The 20,031-nt window shown below is 41.7% G+C and carries 17 protein-coding genes and 3 pseudogenes; 5 read left to right on the forward strand and 15 right to left on the reverse strand.

The genetic code is table 11. The features are described from left to right. Positions 1-373: 373 nt before the first annotated feature. The 6 genes and pseudogenes from AC5JMF_RS19540 to AC5JMF_RS19565 form a co-directional block, all read right to left on the reverse strand. The gene (locus AC5JMF_RS19540; RefSeq protein WP_495797386.1) at positions 374-577 is read right to left on the reverse strand and encodes a hypothetical protein; all 204 of its coding nucleotides are present in this window, start codon (positions 575-577) and stop codon (positions 374-376) included. Between the two features lie 119 nt (positions 578-696). Next, positions 697-840, reverse strand: a pseudogene (locus AC5JMF_RS19545) (ribbon-helix-helix domain-containing protein); the annotation flags it as partial. Between the two features lie 145 nt (positions 841-985). Next, positions 986-1,237 carry a zinc ribbon domain-containing protein gene (locus AC5JMF_RS19550; protein WP_495797387.1) on the reverse strand — a complete coding sequence of 84 codons (252 nt, stop codon included), beginning with the start codon at positions 1,235-1,237 and terminating at the stop codon, positions 986-988. A 59-nt stretch (positions 1,238-1,296) separates the two neighbouring features. After that, positions 1,297-1,620 carry a hypothetical protein gene (locus AC5JMF_RS19555; RefSeq protein ID WP_495797388.1) on the reverse strand — a complete coding sequence of 108 codons (324 nt, stop codon included), beginning with the start codon at positions 1,618-1,620 and terminating at the stop codon, positions 1,297-1,299. Positions 1,621-2,061: 441 nt separating this feature from the next. Then, positions 2,062-2,991 carry a tyrosine-type recombinase/integrase gene (locus AC5JMF_RS19560; RefSeq protein WP_495797389.1) on the reverse strand — a complete coding sequence of 310 codons (930 nt, stop codon included), beginning with the start codon at positions 2,989-2,991 and terminating at the stop codon, positions 2,062-2,064. Between the two features lie 139 nt (positions 2,992-3,130). Next, positions 3,131-3,376: a hypothetical protein gene (locus AC5JMF_RS19565; RefSeq protein ID WP_495797390.1), complete on the reverse strand. Its 246-nt coding sequence runs from the start codon at positions 3,374-3,376 to the stop codon at positions 3,131-3,133. 32 nt (positions 3,377-3,408) lie between these two features. Here AC5JMF_RS19565 and AC5JMF_RS19570 point away from each other — a divergent pair. After that, positions 3,409-3,519, forward strand: a pseudogene (locus AC5JMF_RS19570) (zinc ribbon domain-containing protein); the annotation flags it as partial. A 128-nt stretch (positions 3,520-3,647) separates the two neighbouring features. After that, positions 3,648-4,274: pseudogene (locus AC5JMF_RS19575) on the forward strand (sigma-70 family RNA polymerase sigma factor); the annotation flags it as partial. Positions 4,275-4,315: 41 nt separating this feature from the next. On the opposite strand, the gene AC5JMF_RS19580 reads toward AC5JMF_RS19575, so the two are convergent. The 5 genes from AC5JMF_RS19580 to AC5JMF_RS19600 all read right to left on the reverse strand — a co-directional run bounded on the left by AC5JMF_RS19580 (position 4,316) and on the right by AC5JMF_RS19600 (position 8,227). Continuing rightward, complete coding sequence (locus AC5JMF_RS19580) at positions 4,316-5,455, reverse strand: Rpn family recombination-promoting nuclease/putative transposase (protein ID WP_495797391.1); 1,140 nt, start codon at positions 5,453-5,455, stop codon at positions 4,316-4,318. A 195-nt stretch (positions 5,456-5,650) separates the two neighbouring features. Then, entirely contained in the window at positions 5,651-6,406 is a 756-nt protein-coding gene (locus tag AC5JMF_RS19585; RefSeq protein ID WP_495797392.1) for a hypothetical protein, read from the reverse strand. 61 nt (positions 6,407-6,467) lie between these two features. Then, positions 6,468-7,040 carry a hypothetical protein gene (locus AC5JMF_RS19590; RefSeq protein WP_495797393.1) on the reverse strand — a complete coding sequence of 191 codons (573 nt, stop codon included), beginning with the start codon at positions 7,038-7,040 and terminating at the stop codon, positions 6,468-6,470. A gap of 74 nt (positions 7,041-7,114) precedes the next feature. Next, the gene (locus AC5JMF_RS19595; protein ID WP_495797394.1) at positions 7,115-7,804 is read right to left on the reverse strand and encodes a hypothetical protein; all 690 of its coding nucleotides are present in this window, start codon (positions 7,802-7,804) and stop codon (positions 7,115-7,117) included. A 105-nt stretch (positions 7,805-7,909) separates the two neighbouring features. Beyond that, entirely contained in the window at positions 7,910-8,227 is a 318-nt protein-coding gene (locus AC5JMF_RS19600; protein ID WP_495797395.1) for a hypothetical protein, read from the reverse strand. Positions 8,228-8,486: 259 nt separating this feature from the next. On the opposite strand from AC5JMF_RS19600, the gene AC5JMF_RS19605 reads away from it, so the two are divergent. The 3 genes from AC5JMF_RS19605 (at position 8,487) to AC5JMF_RS19615 (ending at position 11,797) form a co-directional block, all read left to right on the forward strand. Then, complete coding sequence (locus AC5JMF_RS19605; RefSeq protein ID WP_495797396.1) at positions 8,487-9,692, forward strand: hypothetical protein; 1,206 nt, start codon at positions 8,487-8,489, stop codon at positions 9,690-9,692. Positions 9,693-9,787: 95 nt separating this feature from the next. After that, positions 9,788-10,588: a BRO family protein gene (locus tag AC5JMF_RS19610; protein WP_495797397.1), complete on the forward strand. Its 801-nt coding sequence runs from the start codon at positions 9,788-9,790 to the stop codon at positions 10,586-10,588. Between the two features lie 33 nt (positions 10,589-10,621). Then, on the forward strand, positions 10,622-11,797 hold the full coding sequence (locus tag AC5JMF_RS19615; protein ID WP_495797398.1) for a hypothetical protein: 1,176 nt from the start codon (positions 10,622-10,624) through the stop codon (positions 11,795-11,797). Positions 11,798-12,117: 320 nt separating this feature from the next. Here the strand turns inward: AC5JMF_RS19615 and AC5JMF_RS19620 are convergent, their stop codons facing one another. The 4 genes from AC5JMF_RS19620 to AC5JMF_RS19635 all read right to left on the reverse strand — a co-directional run bounded on the left by AC5JMF_RS19620 (position 12,118) and on the right by AC5JMF_RS19635 (position 19,916). Next, entirely contained in the window at positions 12,118-14,718 is a 2,601-nt protein-coding gene (locus AC5JMF_RS19620) for an AAA-like domain-containing protein (protein WP_495797399.1), read from the reverse strand. A gap of 7 nt (positions 14,719-14,725) precedes the next feature. Beyond that, positions 14,726-16,489, reverse strand: a complete 1,764-nt coding sequence (locus tag AC5JMF_RS19625) for an AAA-like domain-containing protein (protein WP_495797400.1) — start codon at positions 16,487-16,489, stop codon at positions 14,726-14,728. 124 nt (positions 16,490-16,613) lie between these two features. Next, positions 16,614-18,239, reverse strand: a complete 1,626-nt coding sequence (locus AC5JMF_RS19630) for a hypothetical protein (RefSeq protein ID WP_495797401.1) — start codon at positions 18,237-18,239, stop codon at positions 16,614-16,616. Positions 18,240-18,614: 375 nt separating this feature from the next. Continuing rightward, positions 18,615-19,916, reverse strand: a complete 1,302-nt coding sequence (locus AC5JMF_RS19635) for a pentapeptide repeat-containing protein (RefSeq protein WP_495797402.1) — start codon at positions 19,914-19,916, stop codon at positions 18,615-18,617. Between the last annotated feature and the right edge of the window lie 115 nt (positions 19,917-20,031).

The following is a 20,031-nucleotide window of genomic DNA, read 5'->3' on the forward strand; positions in this document are numbered from 1 at the left end:
ATACATTTGTACTCAAATTTAGCGCTCGCCTGTGCCAGTTGCGTAAGTCCTGATTAGGTTATAGGTGGACTAGCGGGGTTGTGGCGAGAAGTCCAGTAAAAGGAAAAAGCCTGAAGCTTTTTAATAAAAAATGTTTGGCTATGATACAAAAATTTTCCAATATTTTCTTTTCTTTGGTTAGCTAAGTTTTATCCCTGGCGATCGCGCTGGGAGGGCATCAGGCAAACGCTCGTAAAGCTAGCTGTATGCCCATTGCACTGCGGCGGCGTAATAATGAGGAAAGTACCTTTTGCTACTGATAGGACAGCCGCGCTCTGATACGCGGCTTTCTCATAGTTACCGTAACGTTACGCTGACTAGGCGCATCCAAAAATTAATCATCAAGAGCTTTCTTGATTCCATACGCCGCCAACCCTACGACAGCGCCAGCAGCGATGACTGGAGCCGCGCCGATAGCAATGCCACCAAAAGCCCCTGCCAAGCCCATGTTCCCTACTACTGCCGCAAGTCCCCATCCGCCTGCTGCTCCGGTCGCTGCATACCCTGCTGCTTCTGCTCCGTTGTTCTTATTACTCATCAGTGACACCTCAAAACTTTCTGTATCAATTTTCTTTGGCTGTAACTTTTGCAGCCAACAGTGTTTTTGCTGTACTGATGATATTTTTTGTGTGAACCTTGGCTGATGCTGGTGGTTGCTTACGCAATCGGCTTTTTGTCGTATTTCTCAAACAAACCATTCAAAGCCTCAGCTAGTAAGGCTTGCACAGTTGTATCTTGCTCCAAAGCCAATTGCTTAAGCTGTTTTGACACTGCTGGGTCGAAATGTCCTGCGATCGCTTTCTTCCCCTGCCTGCTAGGTGGTAAATCCGGCTTTGTCTCAACTGGCTGCGATTGTTCTGGCTTGCTCTCAGTTTTAACGGGTTTTCCTGATACTTAATGGGTGACATACTCCACACACTCCCCTTTCAGGGTGAGTGTGGGCTTCTCAACGACTCTTCAATGAAGACATTAATTGAGCTTTAAAGGCGTGTGGGACACACGCCTTTATGTTTATAGAAGCATTCAGATCCCTGCACAAAATGACCTTACAACTGGGACAATTGTGTATTCTTTGAGACAGGGGCTTCTTTACTTTTTGACCACAATTAGAACATTCCCGACTAGTACCGTTAGGGTTTATAGCTATTACTTTTAAACCAGCATTCTCGCAAAGTCTGCCACCAGGCAGTATCCCCATGGCGAGCTTTGCGGCTTTGTTTGAAAGTATGGTTATAAATTGTCCCCATCCAGCATCATTTAAGATTGTCCCCGAAACTGCAATAATAATTGCTCACGGTCAGCCTGTAAAAGTAAACTCAGATATTCTTCTCTAGATAACTCCATCAACTGAGGAATAATCTCTTCTAACTGGGCATCTAAATTTCCAAACCTTACCTTCAAAAGCCCCGCAATTATTTCTCGTCGTTCGGCTAATGCGGCTTTTTCTCCCCAACTGGTGACAATTTCCATAACTTCTTCCCGCTCTGCTAACCCCATTGTATCGACAACCGCTTGAAAGGCTTGTTCTTCTGTGACATCCAAACGCAAATACGTATCTACAAACCCAGAAATCAACTGCATTCGCGCTGGGTCTAATCTTAGTGTTGTCTTTTATTTCTTCGTTTCCAAAACGGGAAATCTCGTTTAGCAAGGTTGGGGTCATCTTGACCCCAAGCTCGGAAACCTTTGATTTGTCTGAATCCGTCCAAAAAGACGAATTGCCTCTGCTCCGATTTAAAATCGGAACTGTCCCTAACCTCTCTCCAATTTGAAGCAACAATAGCTGCTAGTATAGTTTCAAACATGGTGCTGTACCATATTTTAGAGAAATCAAGGCTTAAGGTTTTGCAATACTTAGAATACTGATATCCCTATTCCCAAATCCTTGTTTTGGCGTAGAGCTGGGTTTTGCAAGAATCCCGGTGCGCGAGAATTTGTATTTCTCCGTTTCTTGGAGGAATACAGAGCTATTGCTGTGAGCGGGTGCGCGAGAATTTGCGGCGATCGCAATGCTTGCTTTAATCAAAGATCCATCAAATTTAAAGCGCTGCTATCGTTAGGTCTAGCTTTAAGATAGCGATCAGTAATCGCCAAATTAGAATGACCTAAAGTATCTTTCACCAGTACAGGGTTAGTCCCTCGCTCGATTGCATGTGACCCATGAGCATGACGCAACCAGTGAGCTGACACTTTATCACTTAGCCCCGCATCAGCAGCGATCGCCTTCACAATCGGGTGTATATTCTGGCGCTCCAGGTGTCCACCCTTTTGACTGGAGAAAACTGCATCTGTGGCATGAGCATCTCCCCTAAACTCCATCAGTTCGTTCCACAGTTTTGGCTTAATCAGAATTGTACGGTTTTTATTGCCCTTAGAAGAACGCACATACACCTGACCACTGTCATTTCTCGGTGTTAAATCTGCCCAAGTTAGCTGACAAATTTCGTTAGCCCTAAGTCCTGCCTGGTACAGCAGCTTGATGATCAGTAAATTTCTTTTAGCTGTTTGTCGTCGTTTTTGGGTTTTTGCAAGCTCAATATGCTTTTGGGCTGCCCGTACCATTAATTTAATATCTGCTTCATCAAGATAACGTTCGTTGATTACGTCTGGTATCTCTCCCAATTTTATTGCCATACCAACATTAAAAGGGATATATCCAATTTTATGAGCAAAACTAATGAGACTTTTGACGGCGGCAATGTGTATTCGCCGCGTGCTGTCAGCTTGTCCTTGAAATTGTGTATTGTATTCTACCAAATCTTCATAAGTTACTTTTTTGAGGGGCTTGTCCAAAAAATCCAGGAACCGCTTAGTGTAACGCCGATATGCGGTGACAGATGAATCGGCTTTTCCATCCAACCATAGCGCAATCAACTTCGCCTCTGCCTGCACTGCACTAAGAGAAGCGATCGCCTTGCGGTACTTGTTTATGTGGACAACCGAGAGAGTCATTTGTGTTACTCCCTAATTAATCAGACACAAGATTAGTTTCGTCTGGTTTTATAATGTCTGATTTTTATTGTCCCTCGTTACGGGCATTTCAACTCACTTTATTGAAATGACAATTTTATGTAATTTTGCTTGTAGTCGGTCAAACAGGCAATGTAGCAGGTACAGTTTTATCTTCTAAAGAAAAGCTGACATACCAACCATCAGCTTTCTTGAGAATAGTTGCTTGTTTAATCTCAAAACATAAAGGAATTTGTCGGTGCAAGATAACTTCAATCTCACCAATCTTAGAAAGCTTGAGGACAGTTGCTAATTCAGGTGAAAAGCGAACCCACTGTTCAACGTCAAATGTACGCTCTGTGGGGGCGGTAATGGTATCACTCATCATTAGATTAAAAAGTTCATCGATTTGTTCATCGATGGTTTCCCAGTTCTAAGCGATGTGCTGCGTGTGGGCACATCGTTGAGAAACTGCCGTTGAATATTCGTGAATGGGATTGCCCTAAATGTGGCACTCACCATGACAGTTGAAAATTGCTTGAATTTAAGTACTTATGCATAAATCTGTATTTTTTCCCTGTTCCCTGTTCCCTTTCTTAACTAAATAATTTATTTTGCACGGCTACTTATGAATGAGATTCTCTCTTGCAAGGTGCGCTGACGTTCTTGAAAATGCTGCGGTAGTAAGACAAAGGGGCGTGGAGAAATTTGACCCCAACCGAGGCTACAAATTATCAACTTACGCGTACTGGTGGATCAGCCAAGCAATCACCAGAGCGATCGCCCTTAAATCTCGCACAGTTCGCTTACCGATTCACGTTAACGAGAAACTTACTCAAATCAAAAAAGTACAGCGAGAATTGTTTCAAACGCTCGGTCGTCGTGCTACTCTCACAGAAATTGCTCAGAAATTGGAGATGGAACCAAGCCAAATTCGAGAATACCTCAAAGTTGCTAGTGGGACAATTTCTCTAGATTTGAAGATAGGTGATAATCAAGATACAGAACTGAGCGAACTTCTAGCAGATGAGGGTATTTCACCAAATGAACTCATCACTCAAGAAATGTTGCGCCAAGACTTAAGTGATTTGTTAGCGTCACTCAAACCAGTGCAGCGCGAAGTATTAATTTTGCGCTTTGGGCTATTGGATAATCAAGAGCGAAGTTTGGCTCAGATTGGGGAAAAGCTCAATGTTAGTCGAGAGCGAGTTCGTCAAATTCAGCAGCAAGCAATGACTGCTCTGCGCCGCCAACAATCATCTATTGGACAGTATTTAACTTCTTGATGAGATCGCCTCACCCTGTGATAGGTAATGTCCCAGGCACATTAATTCTCTTGAGTTAACTGTGCTTGTAGCTGAATAACTCGCTCTACTGTTAAACCCGTGATTTGTGCAATTTCTTGCACAATCATTCCTCTAGTGAGCAAATTTAGTGCAATCTCTTCTCTTGTTTTTTGGGCAGCTTTTTCTCCCCAACTAGTAACAATCTCCATAACTTCCTCCTGCTGTGTTAATCCCATTGTATCGATAGCGGCTTGAAAAGCTTGCTCTTCGGCTGCATCCAGTCGCAAATACGTATCAACAAACCCAGAAATCAAGCTGCTACGGGCTGGGTCTAATTTTAGCGTTGCCAGCAATCGCAAACATTCCGCCTTTACATGTGGACGTTCTTGCTTAGGAATATTCATTTTCGACATCAACGCTGCTGCCACTGGATTTGGTTGGGTTAAAAAATCCCGCCAACTAATTCTATTTAATTGAATCGCTGCAAACTGAAATTCCAGAACATTTAAATCAGGAAAAGTCACGCGGTAAATTTGAGGCTCAGGACGTTTCGGTTCATCAAAAGAAAAAATAACAACTGGATAGATTGGTAAGTCGTACTTCTCATGCAACCGTGCAAAATACTTAAACATCCGTTTGGCAAATACTTTCTCAGTATAAGACTGATTCTCAAGATGGATTAAAAAACAGGTTTCCTGCCCTTGGTAACGCACCTGAGCCAGCAAATCAATTTCCTTCCTTTCTCCAGAGGTGACATCGGTAAACACTTCCTGGGGTAAAAACTGAATAGAATCTCGGTCTATTTGACTAGCTACTTGAGGCAGAAATAAATCTAAAAACTCCATGAAGAAAGTAGAGATTAGTTCTTTGAACAAGCGGTCATGGTCAATCATAGTTTCTACTTTTATGGTACAACGCTTTTTGGCTTTTAACCAACCTTGCCTCACCCAATAAAGAACAGTGCTTGAATGTAAGCAAAGGTGTTTTGCAATTTCGCTGTAACTATAATTATCGAGAACTGGGCGAGTAGAATACCCCAAAGAATGCAATTTACTTTTAACTGCTGATACTGTACGTTGATAATCTCGTTTTTTGAGCCGAAAAACTATTTGTTCTGGAGTGTACATTTCTGCCATCTCATACAGAGTTGTTATTTCTAGTTCAGTCCATTTGAGACTCATAAATAAACCCCCATTTCCATAAAAATAGGATTGTTATTTTGTAGCGGCGACTCATTGAAGAAGAAGCCAGAATCCAGAAATCAGAATTAATTGGTGGAGTTTAAGCTAGTTTATTTATCCACCATTCATACAAAATAGATACTGAATTCTGACTCCTGAGTTCTGTTTTGATGAATCGCCAATGCGTGTCCTTAATTACCTTTTCCTGCTGGGTACAACTGCCTGATTCTGCGGTTGCAATGATGCTCGTGCCTCTGCTTCTGAAACAGCAGGTAATACAGGTACATTCTCTGCATTCAATGCCCAACGCTCGTAAGTTTCGTTTGTTACCCAGTGCAGTGTCGCCCCGCTCTCCGCACCACTACGAATCATTTGAGCGGCTTCGAGTGCGTCATTCTCAAAGTCAGACTGAGAGCGACGATATGACCATTGAATAAACCAGTACGACCCCTTTGCACCATCAACCTTTTGGAATTCCGCACAGAAGATATAGTTTCGTAATACACTAGCGATCGCCTCATAACAAAACTCTTTAGGATCACCTGGCATTCCCTGTTCGCACCAGTCTTGAAACGCACGGTGAGCGAAATGGTTGTACAGGCTAGCGAAACTGTCCTTACTGCGGCGGTGCATCAGAAAGCACAACAGCATAGAAGCAGGGCCTTTGAATTGTTCCTTCAGCTCACCAGCAACCGGAATTACCCACAGTTCGGTGAATGGTTCGTTGGTGAAGTTTTCGTTGATGGTGAGTAAGCGGTCTGGGCGTGAGATTGCAATCGCAAAATCAGCTTTATTACCTTTGAGGTATCCCCCTTGTTGAGCTTCTAGAATTGTTAGTTTTGGAAGACAATCAAGAAGAAATTGCCCATATTCTTTGGCACAGTTGGCTTGGAGTTTTGGTTGCGACGGAGGAATGAGAAAAACGCTGTTATTGACTTTGATTGTTTCCATGATTTTGAGTTTCTACGGTTTATGTGAAGTGGTTGTCTTGTAATGAATGGCAAAGCTTGTGTTAGGGAAAAATGTTCGATGTGATGTCAAACTTTTGGGTGTCCTCTAGCCCTGTTTGCAAATAAGAGAGTGCAGTTTGGGCATCACCAACAGTTAAATCAGGCTGATAATCAAGTGCTAGATAATCTGGGTGTTTGGCAATCTCTTTGAGGATGAATTTTGCAGCATCAATCAATTTGTCCAATTGCGGGGGAGAGATTGAAGATTGATACTGTTCCTGGACTCCTGGCTTTGTTTGGGCAGTAGATTCAGTTGACACAACACTTACGCCCATTGCTTTTAATTCGTGTTTCAGTGATTGAATTTGGCGCAAATGGTTGCTGATTTCAGCCTCTATTTGCGTCTTTAATTCCTGTGGAGTGAGTAGTTCTAATTCATCTTCAACACGGTGTTCTTCGTCTTCATAATTCTTATCAGGCAGCAAAATATAACGCCACCCTGCACCGTATTCATCAGCTAGATATGTGTCTTCGTCGTAGTACTTCATGCCAATGATTGCGCCGCGTTCAGTTCTTTGCCCAAAGGTAAAACGGGGGTACTGCCAGCTCTGTGGAATTGATATTGTTGGTTTCATTGTTTTAGTTAGTGAATGATTGGAGAAGAAGTCAGGAGTCAGAAAAGAAATTACACTGACTCCTGGATTCTTGTTTACGCTGTGACTAACTCCGCACAAGAGAGCAAGTCCTTCAGTTCCAAAGAAGGCATTTGCTCAAGCGTTCGGTATTGCAAGTATTCATCAAGAACGTCTGCACAGCCTGGAAAGTCCGCCCTTGAAATCCACCAAACTGCGTCTGATACTGAGCCACAAAAGACTTGCTGTTGATGAGCGTCATCTGCACGTATAAACCACCAATTACCGTTAGTCTGTCCTACTTGTCCCAGCTTCTCGTCGCCTCTGTAAATGCCATCTTCCAGTAACTCCAACCCAAGGTTTTCGCATTCGTTGAAAATCTGCGCCATGATTTCGTTCCCCGTTGTAGCGGCTGGGGTTTCTGGTTCCTGAACTGGTAATGAACCATCCTTGTAATGTGTGCAGATGTAGCGGTAGCACTTCGCCCAGGTGTTAGCTTGGAATTCTTCTTTCTCATTGACCATTACTAACCAGGGCTGGGTTACAAAGTCGTTGTGGTCGTAGGTGATTTGGGCTATGAGTTGACCGTTGGCGTAAATCTCATGGTGGTAGAAATCGATTTCAACGCTGGTGTATTCTTCAGGTGCTACAGCTTGCGCTTGGGCTTCTATGTAACTGTAAAATTCAGCCTGGGCTAAGTCTTGTTCGTCTATTGCGTCGCAGATGAAGCTTTTGGGTGCTTGCTGTGAATAAGCCAAGTAGTTCATAATAGAGTTCACCTTTTTAGGGACAGAAGGCGATCGCTGTTTTCTCAGGACGGGCGGTCGTCTTTTGTTTTGTTAACTCTATTGTCTACTGTCACCAGACAAATGTCAAGGGGTAATAGACACAATTGTTACTGCCGTACTAAGAAACTCCTCAATACTGCTGTCCAACGCTTTGAGGAGAACAGAGATTTTTGGAAAAGATACCGTAGAAGCTGAATTCTCATATCTTTGGGGGTCTTCAAGCATATGAATGTATTGATGAGATATCCGCTCTCCAAGCAGGGCTGTTTTTTCAGAAATTGAACGGACAGAATTACTTCCTCGTAAAGCTTTCAGGCGTTCACCCAGTTCTTTATCCCAGTAAATAGAAGCAACGTATTTTGTATCCAACATAATAATTTTTTGTCTACCAGCACTTGCCATAATCTAACAGATTTTATATTCTATAGGTACTAGACAATAAAAGCGACCGCCTCCACTAATCTTTATCGAAGTGATCGCCCTTATTGTTTACATTGTCAGGCGCGTCAAAGATTTTTAAATCATGATGCGTAATTTTATGATGCCATATAATCGCTAGTAACAGTAGACAAACAATCTTGGTAAGTAAGAGTGCTGGCAAACGTTTTGACGATTTTGTAAACAAAATTGATCGATGCTCAATCCTTAATGGGCAACAGTTATGCTGACACTAAACCGCGAAAAAATATCAGCTTCCCTTTTCACTGAACTCAACAGCAGCATCAAAGAAACTTTCACTGCCATTGACCACTTCGAGTGGCAGGCAGTCGATGAAATACTCCAGATGCGTTCTCAACAGCTTTACCGTGAAGCTGGTTACAAATCTTTCGAGCAATACTGCCAGCGTGAGTTATCCGCCTGGGGTGGCTACCGAAGAATCAATACAGAACGGACTTACCCCAAAGAGTACGCCCTTGCTGTTGCACAACTCAAACAGCAGCATCAGCAAGAACTTGAGCGACTGGAACAGGATTTGAGAATTGGCTTATTCTCGGAGGCAACAGCCCAAGCCCAACAACAGGTACAAGAACAACTGACCGCTTTGCAACAACTGTTTCAGCAGCAAAAACAAGAAAATATTCAATTACAGCATCGGCTTTTCGAGTTGGAAGGACTGAGGCAGTTAGAACTGGAGAACCAGAGATTACAAAAACGTATTCAGGAATTGGAACGTGCTGTAGAAGAACGCCCTGCTCAGGAATGGAGCAATACTTACACTAAACAGGCAACCAAAGCACTAAACAAACAAGTCAAGCAAGCCTTAGACCAAACGATTGATTTGCGATCGCTTGCCCAAGAACCACCAAAAGAAAACGCTCAGGAGTGCTTGCGGCTGATGGGTATTGCTTTGGGTAACTTGGCCAATACCATGAACAATACCAAAGCATTGGAAGCTGCTGCAATCATCCTGGGCAGTGAACCAACCCAAAGCGCGATCGCATATCGAGCCGAACAATTGCAACTGTTACCCCAAGCAGTTAGCGATATTCGGGTTGTGCTGTCCAAGCCTGAGTGTAGCTGGTGGGATTATTTAGAAGTGGCTACGGAGTATGAGGTTATCAAAAACGACTACTGGGCGGAGTTGACCACCGAAGAGAAGGAGCTAATTGCTGCATTGGAGAAAACGGCATCTTCCGAAACTGAGGAACCGTTGGTTCCTGACGAAACCCCTGCCGAGTCTGCTTGTTCTAACGAGATTAGATTAGGTTCTATCGTTGCTCACGCTGATATCTACTGTGCTTTATACCCAAAAAGAGGTGAAGTCATTGAGGATTTGGGGTCGGAGGTTTGGGTGGCTTGGGAGCATTGGAAAAACCGCCCGAAAAAGACTGACAGGTATTTCAAAACCGATTTACGACTGTTGTAGACCGTACATTGTGATTTTTTAGACCACCTTTTACAAATGTCCGAAACCCTGCGTGAGCGTTGGGTGAGATTTTCATGCGCCAAAACGGAGAGTTTATGAATCTTATCACATCAAATCAAGCCACTGATAGCCCTTTTGAGCAAATCAAGAAAGTTGATGAACAGGGTAATGAGTTTTGGTCAGCCACCGAATTGTTAACCTTGCTGGGTTATCAAACTTGGAAACGAATTAAGGACACTGTTGAAAGAGCGAAAATCAGTGCTAGAAATTCAGGCATAGATCCATCTCACCATCTGGTCGATGCCGTCCAAATGGCGCAAATTGGAGCATCCCAGGCATTTCGAGAAGTGCTGAAAGATTATCAGCTATCACGGCACGGCTGTTACTTGGTGGCAATGAACGGCGATCCGCGAAAACCGGAGATAGCAGCAGCCCAAAATTACTTTGCATTTAAAACCCGTGAGGCTGAGTTAGCCCCCCAAAACTCAGAACTACTCGCCCAACTTTTGGAAAAAGTGGCACAGCAGAACAAGGTGATCGAGGAACAAGGTCGAGCGATCGCCTCTCTTCAAGCACAAGTCCAAACGCTGTTACCTCCATCATCTAATTCTATCCCTCCTGGTTGGGATGCCGAAGTTTGGAGATCGCTGCCGTCACAAGATAAACGCCATTTCCGCTTTCTGTTCCGTCGCCGCAACTTTCGACCATCCGCCAAAGATGAGCCATTAGCCTTACCTGCTGTCACCACCGAGCAGCTGAAGCAGAAGCAACAGGCTGAGGTAGAGCGTTTGATAGGTGAAGTGTCGCCAGAGGAGAAGCGAGAACTTCAATTAGCCAAACAAGAGATGCTCAGACGCTTCTGGGCAGAAAGCCCCGATGAAGATGTGCCGTTTTAAACAATTTAAATCACTTCAAATACACATAAAAACATGACTAGCAAGTTAATAACCCCCGAATCCCCTCTGTTGGTTCCGCCATTACTGGCCTCCGAGATTGGTTTAGAAGAAGCGGTAATACTCCAGCAGATTCATTACTATTGTCAAATTTCCAAGCACATCAAAGCTGATGGTAGGCGCTGGTTTTGGAAGACACTTAATGACTGGGGTCAAACACTGCCTTTCTTGAAAATATCCGCAATCAGACGAGCGATCGCTAACCTTAAGGATAATTTCAAGTTGATTGATGTTTGTCGTCACAGTGAAAAAACTTGGTATCAAGCTAACTGGTTCACCGTTAACGTCGAGAACGTTCAAGCCCTGTGGAATCGGATTTGTCAAAATCAGCAAATCGATGTGAGCAATTTGGACATATCGATCTGCTCACTGCCAGCAGATCAGATCAAAGAGTTCACTAATAAAGAGTTCGCCTCACAACAACACGCTGCTGTTGAGCTAAAAAAGGATGATCAGGTGGAAGAAACCAAGATTTCGGAACCAGATCTGGTTACCCACTTCGTTAATGAGTCAGAACTGGATTACTCATCTAACGACACAGGCCCTCATGAGGACATTTCTGACGCCGCCGACAGCCATGTGCAAAAAACGAGTGACGCAATTGTGAGCCAGCCCGGTCTTGTTGTTTCAACAAAGAGGGACTGGCGAACCCGCAGGGTGTCAGAGCCAGCCCTTCAGTATGTTGAGGAGTCACAGCAGGATGACTTAGCCTCGGAGATAGATACTAATGAAGGTCAGTTTGACGCGCCAGGGGGTAAGCCAAGCAAAGGTGAGATTGCAGAGATTTGTACGGAATTACGGCGACTGCGAATTAACCCACAGCCTTGTTTAGGTGTGGTCAAGAAACATTGGGCGAATGTCACCGGAGCGATCGCTCGTGTCAAAGAGGCAGTACAAGAGGGATGGTGTGAAAATCCCACGGGCTTGTTTATCAATTCGTGCAAGAGTGGGGCTAAGGGAAAAAATGCCGTTAGTTCCGATGTCAGCGCTTGGTTTAGTTGGGCAAGGCGAGAGCGGATTGTGCTGGCGATGTCGGGTGTTGTGGTTTATACGGCGGATGGGAAGGCGGTGGAATTGCAGGAGATGATGCGGCGGTATCCGATGCAGGAGTGGGGTTCTGTATCTGTCCAAAATCCTGAAATGGTCGAGTGAAGCTATCGCTTCGGAGTAGCAAGAATAGTGACAACTTTTGGGTTTTTAGGGGTAAAATTTTTAACTGCTGGGTCAGTAAAATAGTAAAAAATACAATGCCTTGCCCAAAACGTGACCTACTAGAAAGTCTTCACCTGGACAGATAGGTTTACCTTGGAATAAGCAGCGAGTAACCGAGAGTACGGAGGTACATTAGGTAGCAGAGAAATTTATTCAGGCGAATTGCTATTAGCCACTAGTGCCAAGTATCGGGTTGATGAAATGTTGATTATTGCGTGGAAAAGGGTGCTGTGATGAATGTTTACAAACTTCTGAAATCATTATAAGTTACACTTTACAAGTCGTAACGCGAGAAAACCACTCTCTATTTCCGCCTCCACGCCCCATTTATCCGGATACACAATAACGCGACGGTATGTCCCAATCCCAGAGGGTAAGCTACCTCTAATCCCTGAGTTCTTTCCTTCTATACGCTCAATTAGTTCGCTACCATACACCCAATACTCTCGGTGATCTCTTGCTTGATTGTCAAAAGTTCCATTTTCATCATACCATCCAACTGTCTTAACGAACCGACGATAATTTTTTGTATCTTTGTATGTCCAGTCTTCTGGTTTTATCCCTAGTCTATTCTTAGTGTTAATCCATATTTCCTTCTGGACACTAAAGCCAAAACGGTTGTCTGAATTGCTGATCCAAAGCTGGTCTATTTTCTGTAGGTCTGAACAAGAGAAACTATTAATATAGCTTAAACCTAAATATTCTCCTTCTTCTACCTTAGCAATATTATACATGAGTTGGAATGTTTTGAAATCAGCCGCCCTCCAATTTTTAGCCTTTAAATAATATTTAAGTTCAGCATATAAATGTTCGGTAAGAGATTTTTTAACCTGCTCTCTCAATTTTACTTCAGTTTTATTTTTTGCAATTAAATTGATTAAATCACGATGAAAATATTCAATATTTTCGCTTGTGAGCAACTGACTATCTTTGGTAAAATCAGTTTCATTTGGATGAGTTTTTAATATTTTAAAAGCTTTACTATAAGACTCTATAGCTTTTTTAATTTGTTTATTTTGAATTAGTAAATCACCTTGAAATTCCTGAAATAATACCTGAATCTGTAAGCCTTGACTTGAGTCTAAGTACTTGCGATCTGCTTTATCTAAAAATTTTTTACTTTGCTGAATTTCTTCTCCTGCTTTTTTCAGCAATACCTTACTTTGCTCAATTTCTTGTTCTGATTCTTTAAGCTTTTTTAGCTGTTGATATACTTTTGACCTAATAGCAAATACTAATGCTTGTTTAAGTTGATGATTATTGACATTAAAAGATAAAGCAGACAGTCTTAAAGCCTCATTTGAACTAAATTTAATATCTTTTGAGTAAGAGTTTTCCTTGCCTTGTAATTCTCCAGCCAGTTTATTTAGTTTTTGAACAGCTGAGACTTCTTCTTTAGTTTCATTAACTTGTTTGTGTGCTGATGCACCTAAAATTGCTGCTCCTACCACAGTTACAATCAAAACAACAATTCCAATACCAATTTGCCGTTGAGCTTTCTTATTAGCCTTACTAAGCAATTGATTTCTTTCCTCTGCTGCCTCCTTATCCTGTCTCTCTCTTTCCAACTCCGCTTCTTTGTCGGCTGCTGCATTTTTCTCTCTAATTTCCTTCCCTTCGCTGGCAGCTAGAAACTGCTGATCTTGATAGCTCAAACTCTTATTTAAACTCCATTGTTTAGCATCCTGCAAAGCCTGACCACGTAACAATCGAGATTCATCCTTGCCCGTAGAAGTCATCCAAGCCCGAAAATTCTCGGCATATGGACGTAAATTATCTAATTGAGTTTCAATCCAATTTAAATCAAATATTTCCCGATAAATCTGGTTATAAATTCTCAGCTTACCTTCCTGTCTGACAACCAATCCTGAAAGCTGTAAATCACTTTGTTCCAATGTTTCATCTGCTATTATAAAGAGTGATCGCTCCTGGGCCAGTCGTATTTGCTGATACAGTTCTAGTAAATACCCTGCCCGTTGTTCATCCCGCAAAATCCTGGCTTGAATCGTTCGTAAATGCTCAGGCTCATCAAGGGATTCCCAGTTTTCGATAATCCGTGATCTAACAACTTGCTCTACTGAACGGGGATGTTCTTGCTGTGATTTCTCAACCATGAACTGACACAGCTTTTGAGTCAGAAACGGTTGCCCCCCAGTCCACTGCAAAATCTCTTGTATTACTGTATGGGGATTACTGAATTTACCATACAAACCCTTTTCTAATGGTTCAACTTCATGCAACTGAAAACCCTTGAGAGAGATTGCTTGACCAATGTTAAACGGGGTGCGCTGTTTATCTTCAATCAAATTACTAGGTGATGCTACACCAAGTAAACAAAATGTGAGGCGGTTATATGCAGGATTATCGACTCGCTTGTTATAACAGGCACGAATCAATGCAAAAAAGTCATCTGTAGGAAAATTCAGACTAAGTACGCTATCGATTTCATCAATAAAGATGACGATATTTTCTCTAACTTCAATCAGTAATATTTCTTCCAAAAACTTGCGGAATCTTGTTACCAATGAATTTAACTGATTCGCTTTCCACCAGTTACTAAAATCTAAATCTAATTCAAAGGTGTCAATGAGCGTGTCGATTAAATCTGCATACCATTGTTCGGGAGGGACATTCTGAATTCCACCAGCGGAAAGGTCAACTGCTGCACACTGTACGTCATCTTCTCTCAATCGCTGCATGGTTCGCACACGCAAGCTAGACTTACCACTTTGGCGCGAATTCAGTACATAACAAAACTTTCCCGCTTTTAGTCCTTCATATAACTGTGCATCAGCTTCTCTTGTGACGTAGGTACTGGCATTTTCAGGTAGACTTCCAGAAAATATGTATTGGTCAACCACGATTCACCTACCCCAAACGAGTTGAAAAATACTGACGATATAAATCACAGCTAGGAATGCAATCATTACTGGAAAGTTTGACTAAGCCCAAGCTGTGCAATTTAAACGCCACTTCAGTATCTAATCTGACAGGCGCATTTGTCATCACTACTCTTTTATACCCTGCCTCAAGCTGAGAATTGTGTTGTAAATGCCACAATTGTTGTCGCAGGTGGTCACTGAAAATTCCTTGTTCTGTTGGTGCAAGCCTCAACAGTTCTTCTAACCTCGTCTCCTGACTTTTGAGGTGTGCGTTAGCGGAGCTTAACGTAGTTATCGCCAGTTGCACCAGATAAGGATGTCCCCCAATTAAGCTTACTACCTCACTCAAGTCTTGCTCTGCCAACCCGTACTGCTTGGCGAGGTTTTGCACTTGCTGCAAATCAAATTCGGGTAATTCAATCGTTACACCTACATTAAATGGTGAGTGATTCGTGTCTAAATCAGGATATTTTTCAGTGGAATGAACTATTACCAAACGCAATTTCTTCCAGATATTACCAGTCTTATCTCCTTGTTTAGCCGTTTCATACCAACTACGCAGTAGTAAACAGAATTGGGGGAAAAGGTCTGAACATTCAAACACACGCTCAAAATTATCAATAGCAAAAACTAAAGGGCTATTGTTAATAGATAGTAAATATTTTTGAAAATAACGAGTACAGTTTTTATTTAAACTGTAAATATCTTGCCAGTATTTATCTAATTGAGGTGATAATTCTAAGCTATCAGAGACATCAACACATAACCACTGTAGGAACGTTTTTAAATCAGTAAGGATATGCTTGTCAGCATGTTTTAAATCTAATTTTGCTGTTTGATAGCCTTGTTCTCTAGCATAGTCTAGTACTTTCTCCAACAGTAGTGTTTTACCCATTCCTTGAGAAGCTTTAATTCTAATCAAAGCCCCTGGCTGCACAATTGCGTTATAACAGTTTTGCTCTTTTGGAGGTCGTTCAACATATATGTCTGTTTTTGATATAGAATTTTCAATATAAGAAAGTTTGTCTTTTAAAACTGGTATTTTCCCCTGTGAAATGTCTTCCATTTGAATGGCAACTAAACCTTCGCTAAAAGCCCTTTGGAATACATCTTGAGTTTCTGAATTTTCGTAACCCAATCCATCATAAAACCCTTGAGCAAATGCAATTGCAGCTTTGTCACCAATTGGCTGGTTCATGCCAATTGCATAGTTAATATGTTGGCTAATTGCATGGGCTGGTTTAGCTGAGTAGCAAGCATTGAGTAATACGCAGTTGATATAATCGGCGTGTAACTTAAACAGTGATGCCAATCCTTCTGGTGGAACGGGTTTGTTGTTCCCGCCATCGTCTTCTAGCAACAAACTGCCATCTTCCGAGCCATGTCCGCAAAAATGAACAATACAAGGGCGTTCTTCTGCGATCGCTCTACGAATATCTTGAGGACGTACCGCAGTCCTAATCCGAATCTCAAACAAATCCCTTCTTGTGGCTCGTCGTATGGCTTGTTCAATTTCCCTGATTTCTCGATCCAAACGTAACCCATGAGGGATTGCTGCTAGAATCAGAATTCTCTGCTGCTGGGTATTCTGATGAGTCGGTGCGCTTGTCTGCTGTCCAAAGTGAATGTTGTATACATTGCCGCCTATCTGCCCCGCATTTACATTCTCAGCATTAATTAACCCGCCGCCAAACTGAGAGTTGGGTAAGCTGTTAGTGTTGGTCTGCTTCGGTTCTTGGGAGTCCGGCATGGATTAGGGTTAACAGGACTAAGCTTGTTACCGTAAATAATATCACCCTTATTTTTCTCTCAATAGATGTAAATTCTCTCTTAACCTGTCACGGTGTTCTTAATTGCGAGTTGCGAATTGCGAATTATTCTACCTCCTGCCACCCCTCGATTGAAGCCAACAGAATATTCACTAGAGGATTGTCGATTAACTCCTTAAACGCCTCTGTTCCGCCAGCCTTCAACGCACCTATCACCCGTGCTTTCAGTGTTGGGTCACTCTCAATCTCATCCACAGCCTTAGCCACAACGCTCATTTTCTGTGATGTTGTTGCAGTGGGGTATGATTGGCTTAGTTGGTTGAGAAGCTGCTGAATTTCTGCTGCGGCTTGGGCGAGGTTCTGCTTTTGCTCAGGGTTATAGTTGGTGATGTTGCCGCCGATTTGGTGTGCGGTTACGGTGTCGGCATTGACTAGACCACCACCGAATTGAGCATTTTGCTGGTTGAAGTTAGATGTTTTGTTGCTTACCCTTTGTTGGTTATTTTCACCTTGATCTACTTTGTTATTATCACCCTGAAGGTGATTAATATTACTCTTTATACAAGCACCTACTGAAACTTCACGTTGATTGCTAGTTATATTCATTTCTCCTTTAAACTCTCCAATCAGAACTGAAAAAGCTGAATTTTTATTTGCAGACTCGTTTAATAACTCTGTAATTTTCTTGGTATCTTCTGCAATTTTAAGTGCTATCTCTGTGAAATTTGCTATTTGTGTAGCTTTATCAATATCTTCTTCACTTTTTGTCGCTAAATCATCTTCATTTACTAATTGAGTGATTTTGCCATATAAAGATACGGAAATTCTACTAAAAACTGTTGATATTGAAGTAAACAAATTAGTAATTGTAGTCTTGTGTATGTCAGTAATTGCGTCTTTTACTAATGCACTTTTTGAATCGATAATGTCAACAACCCACCTTAGAAAAATTTTAAAGTATTTAAATGGATCATCATCATCAGGGAAATAGCCATCAAAACCGCTTCCTCCACTATTCCCTCCATTACCAAAACCTCCCCCTTCGTTACCAAAACCACTACCCCGCCTTCCTTGACCACGATTACCACCCCGCCCTCCAAAATTATTGTCTCCGCCTCCTGGTGTATTTCCACCATTTGTATATCTGCTGACTACAGCCAATCTAATAGCGCCTTCAAGATGAACATGCGCTGTTTCAAAATAAGTAAATGCTTCTTTATATTTTGAGCTATCGGCTGTAGACAAAGTAATGCCTTCTTTAATTAAATTAAGTCCTTTTTCTAATTCGTTAAAAGCTTCGAGTTGACTTACTGAAACATCACTAGAAAAATAGCTGCGGACAATTCTAGAGCCGTTGTTAAAATTAATATTAGCTAAATTGATATATTTTTCTATAGTTTTTAAAGCATTTAACTCTTTTATTTTTTTGTCTAAATTATTTTTTTCAGCAATACTCGGTTGATACTTGGATGAATTTTTTTGAGTATCATTATATTCAGTTTTTGCTTTACTATAAATTATAAAAATTTTTAAAAAGAATTCAGCAGAACCTTTAATAGGTTTACTTACTAGGAGTATAGATAATTTAAGTATTCCTACAGGTGTTTTAAGTAGTGCTACAGCTAATAATGTTAAAGAATTTGTAATGGCTGAAAGCGATGTATCAGACTCTGGCAAATTCTTAGTGGATGAATCCTTATTTTTATCTATAAATTCTTTAAAGCTGCTCATTATTTACTGATTACTAATTACTACCTTTGATTTTTCCAGTCTCTATAATAGGCACGAAATAAATCTTCAAATGCTTTTATAATTGTCTCAATGATTTGACGTTGTGTGTTTTTATCTAAGCGATTCCATACATTTGCCGAAGCCATAAGACTAATCTAAATAGCCTAAACAGCCAATCAATTATCATTTTTTATCTCGTAAGTGAAATTAAACTACTGTTTTAGAGGTATTTTAACTATTTTAAAGTATAAATGGTATTTGCTGTCTAAGCTCAACTTTAACCAAAATTAAGAATTTGGTTCTCTTTATACAGCAAAAACACTAGCTTTTTGGTAAAAAAATTTCCATGTTACTGATTCATCTCTAACCATTAAACTACTCTGCCTCCTGCCATCCTTCTATTGATGCCAACAGAATATTCACTAGAGGATTGTCGATTAGCTCTTTAAATGCTTCAGTTCCCCCAGCCTTCAATGCACCTATCACCCGTGCTTTCAGTGTTGGGTCACTCTCAATCTCATCCACAGCTTTAGCCACAACACTCATTTTTTCTGAAGTAGTTGCAGTGGGGTATGACTGGCTGAGTTGGTTGAGAAGCTGCTGAATGTCTGCTGCGGCTTGAGCTAGGTTCTGCTTTTGTTCGGGGTTGTAGTTAGTAATGTTGCCGCCGATTTGTCCTGCGGTTACGGTGTCGGCATTGACTAGACCACCTGCAATCTGTGCTTGTTCCAGGTAATTGTTGACAACTCTTTTAGGTGTTTCTGACACAGCTATTAAACCTTGATTAACTGTTTTGAATGCTACTTCTAAACTTTGAATTTGCCCATCTTGTTGGGCTAATAAAAATATTAAATCTTCTTTTGGTAAAGCCTTTAGCTTGTTGTATAGCTCAAAATACTCTGCACTTAATTGGGACTTATCTGCTGTAATTACTGTCTTTGCCCGGAGTAAAAAATTATTTTGGCTACGTTTCTCAATTGCTACAATTTCTAATCCGGCATCTGGGTGATTGTCTGCTAGCTGCTTAAATGAAATAGCGATCGCTCTGGGGTCTACTCCTTGGCTATGGTACAAGTCGAGAGTGTCAAAGATGGGCTTAATGAAATCGCCAAAGTCGCCATCTGCAAACACCTCTTGCCTGTTGTCAGGTTTGCGGAGGGGGTCGGGGTTTTCTTTTGTGGGGAGTCGCATATAAACGTACTCACATCTTACTCCATCAAACTTGGTGTCAGTGGTAATATTCCAATCTTCGATATATGCTCCAGTGAGAGTTGCGCCTGTAAAGTCAGTGCCGTCGAGTTGTGTCTGTACTAGCTTGGCAAGGCTCAAGTTTGCGTCTTGTAAGTTAGCCTCGCTTAAATCTGCGCCGATGAAACTGGCATCTGTTAAGTTTGCATTACACAAATTTAGACCTCGTAGCAATAAACCATCAAAGTTTTTGTCTTGTCCTAGCCTTGTAGTTACCAACTCCTGAACAACTAATTTTTCTAAATAAGTTGTCTCAACCAGAGCCAGATTAAGTTTTTGAGCTTGAAACCAACAGGTATGCGTCAAATTAGCTTGTCTCAAGTCTGTGCTTTTAAGTTCTGCTTTTTGAAAATTCGCATCTGTTAAATTGGCATTGTGAAAACGAGTGCCACCTCTTTGTGTGACAAAAGCTGCCAATAGCTGCCGCACCAGTTAAAACCAAAACAAAAGCTTTATCCCCGCTTACACTTACCGTACTCACTCCAACAACAGCTAAAGCTGTCGCTACACCTCGTTGAACTGCTATAAATCCAAAAACTAAAGC

The sequence above is a fragment of the Desmonostoc vinosum genome, assembly GCF_059505385.1.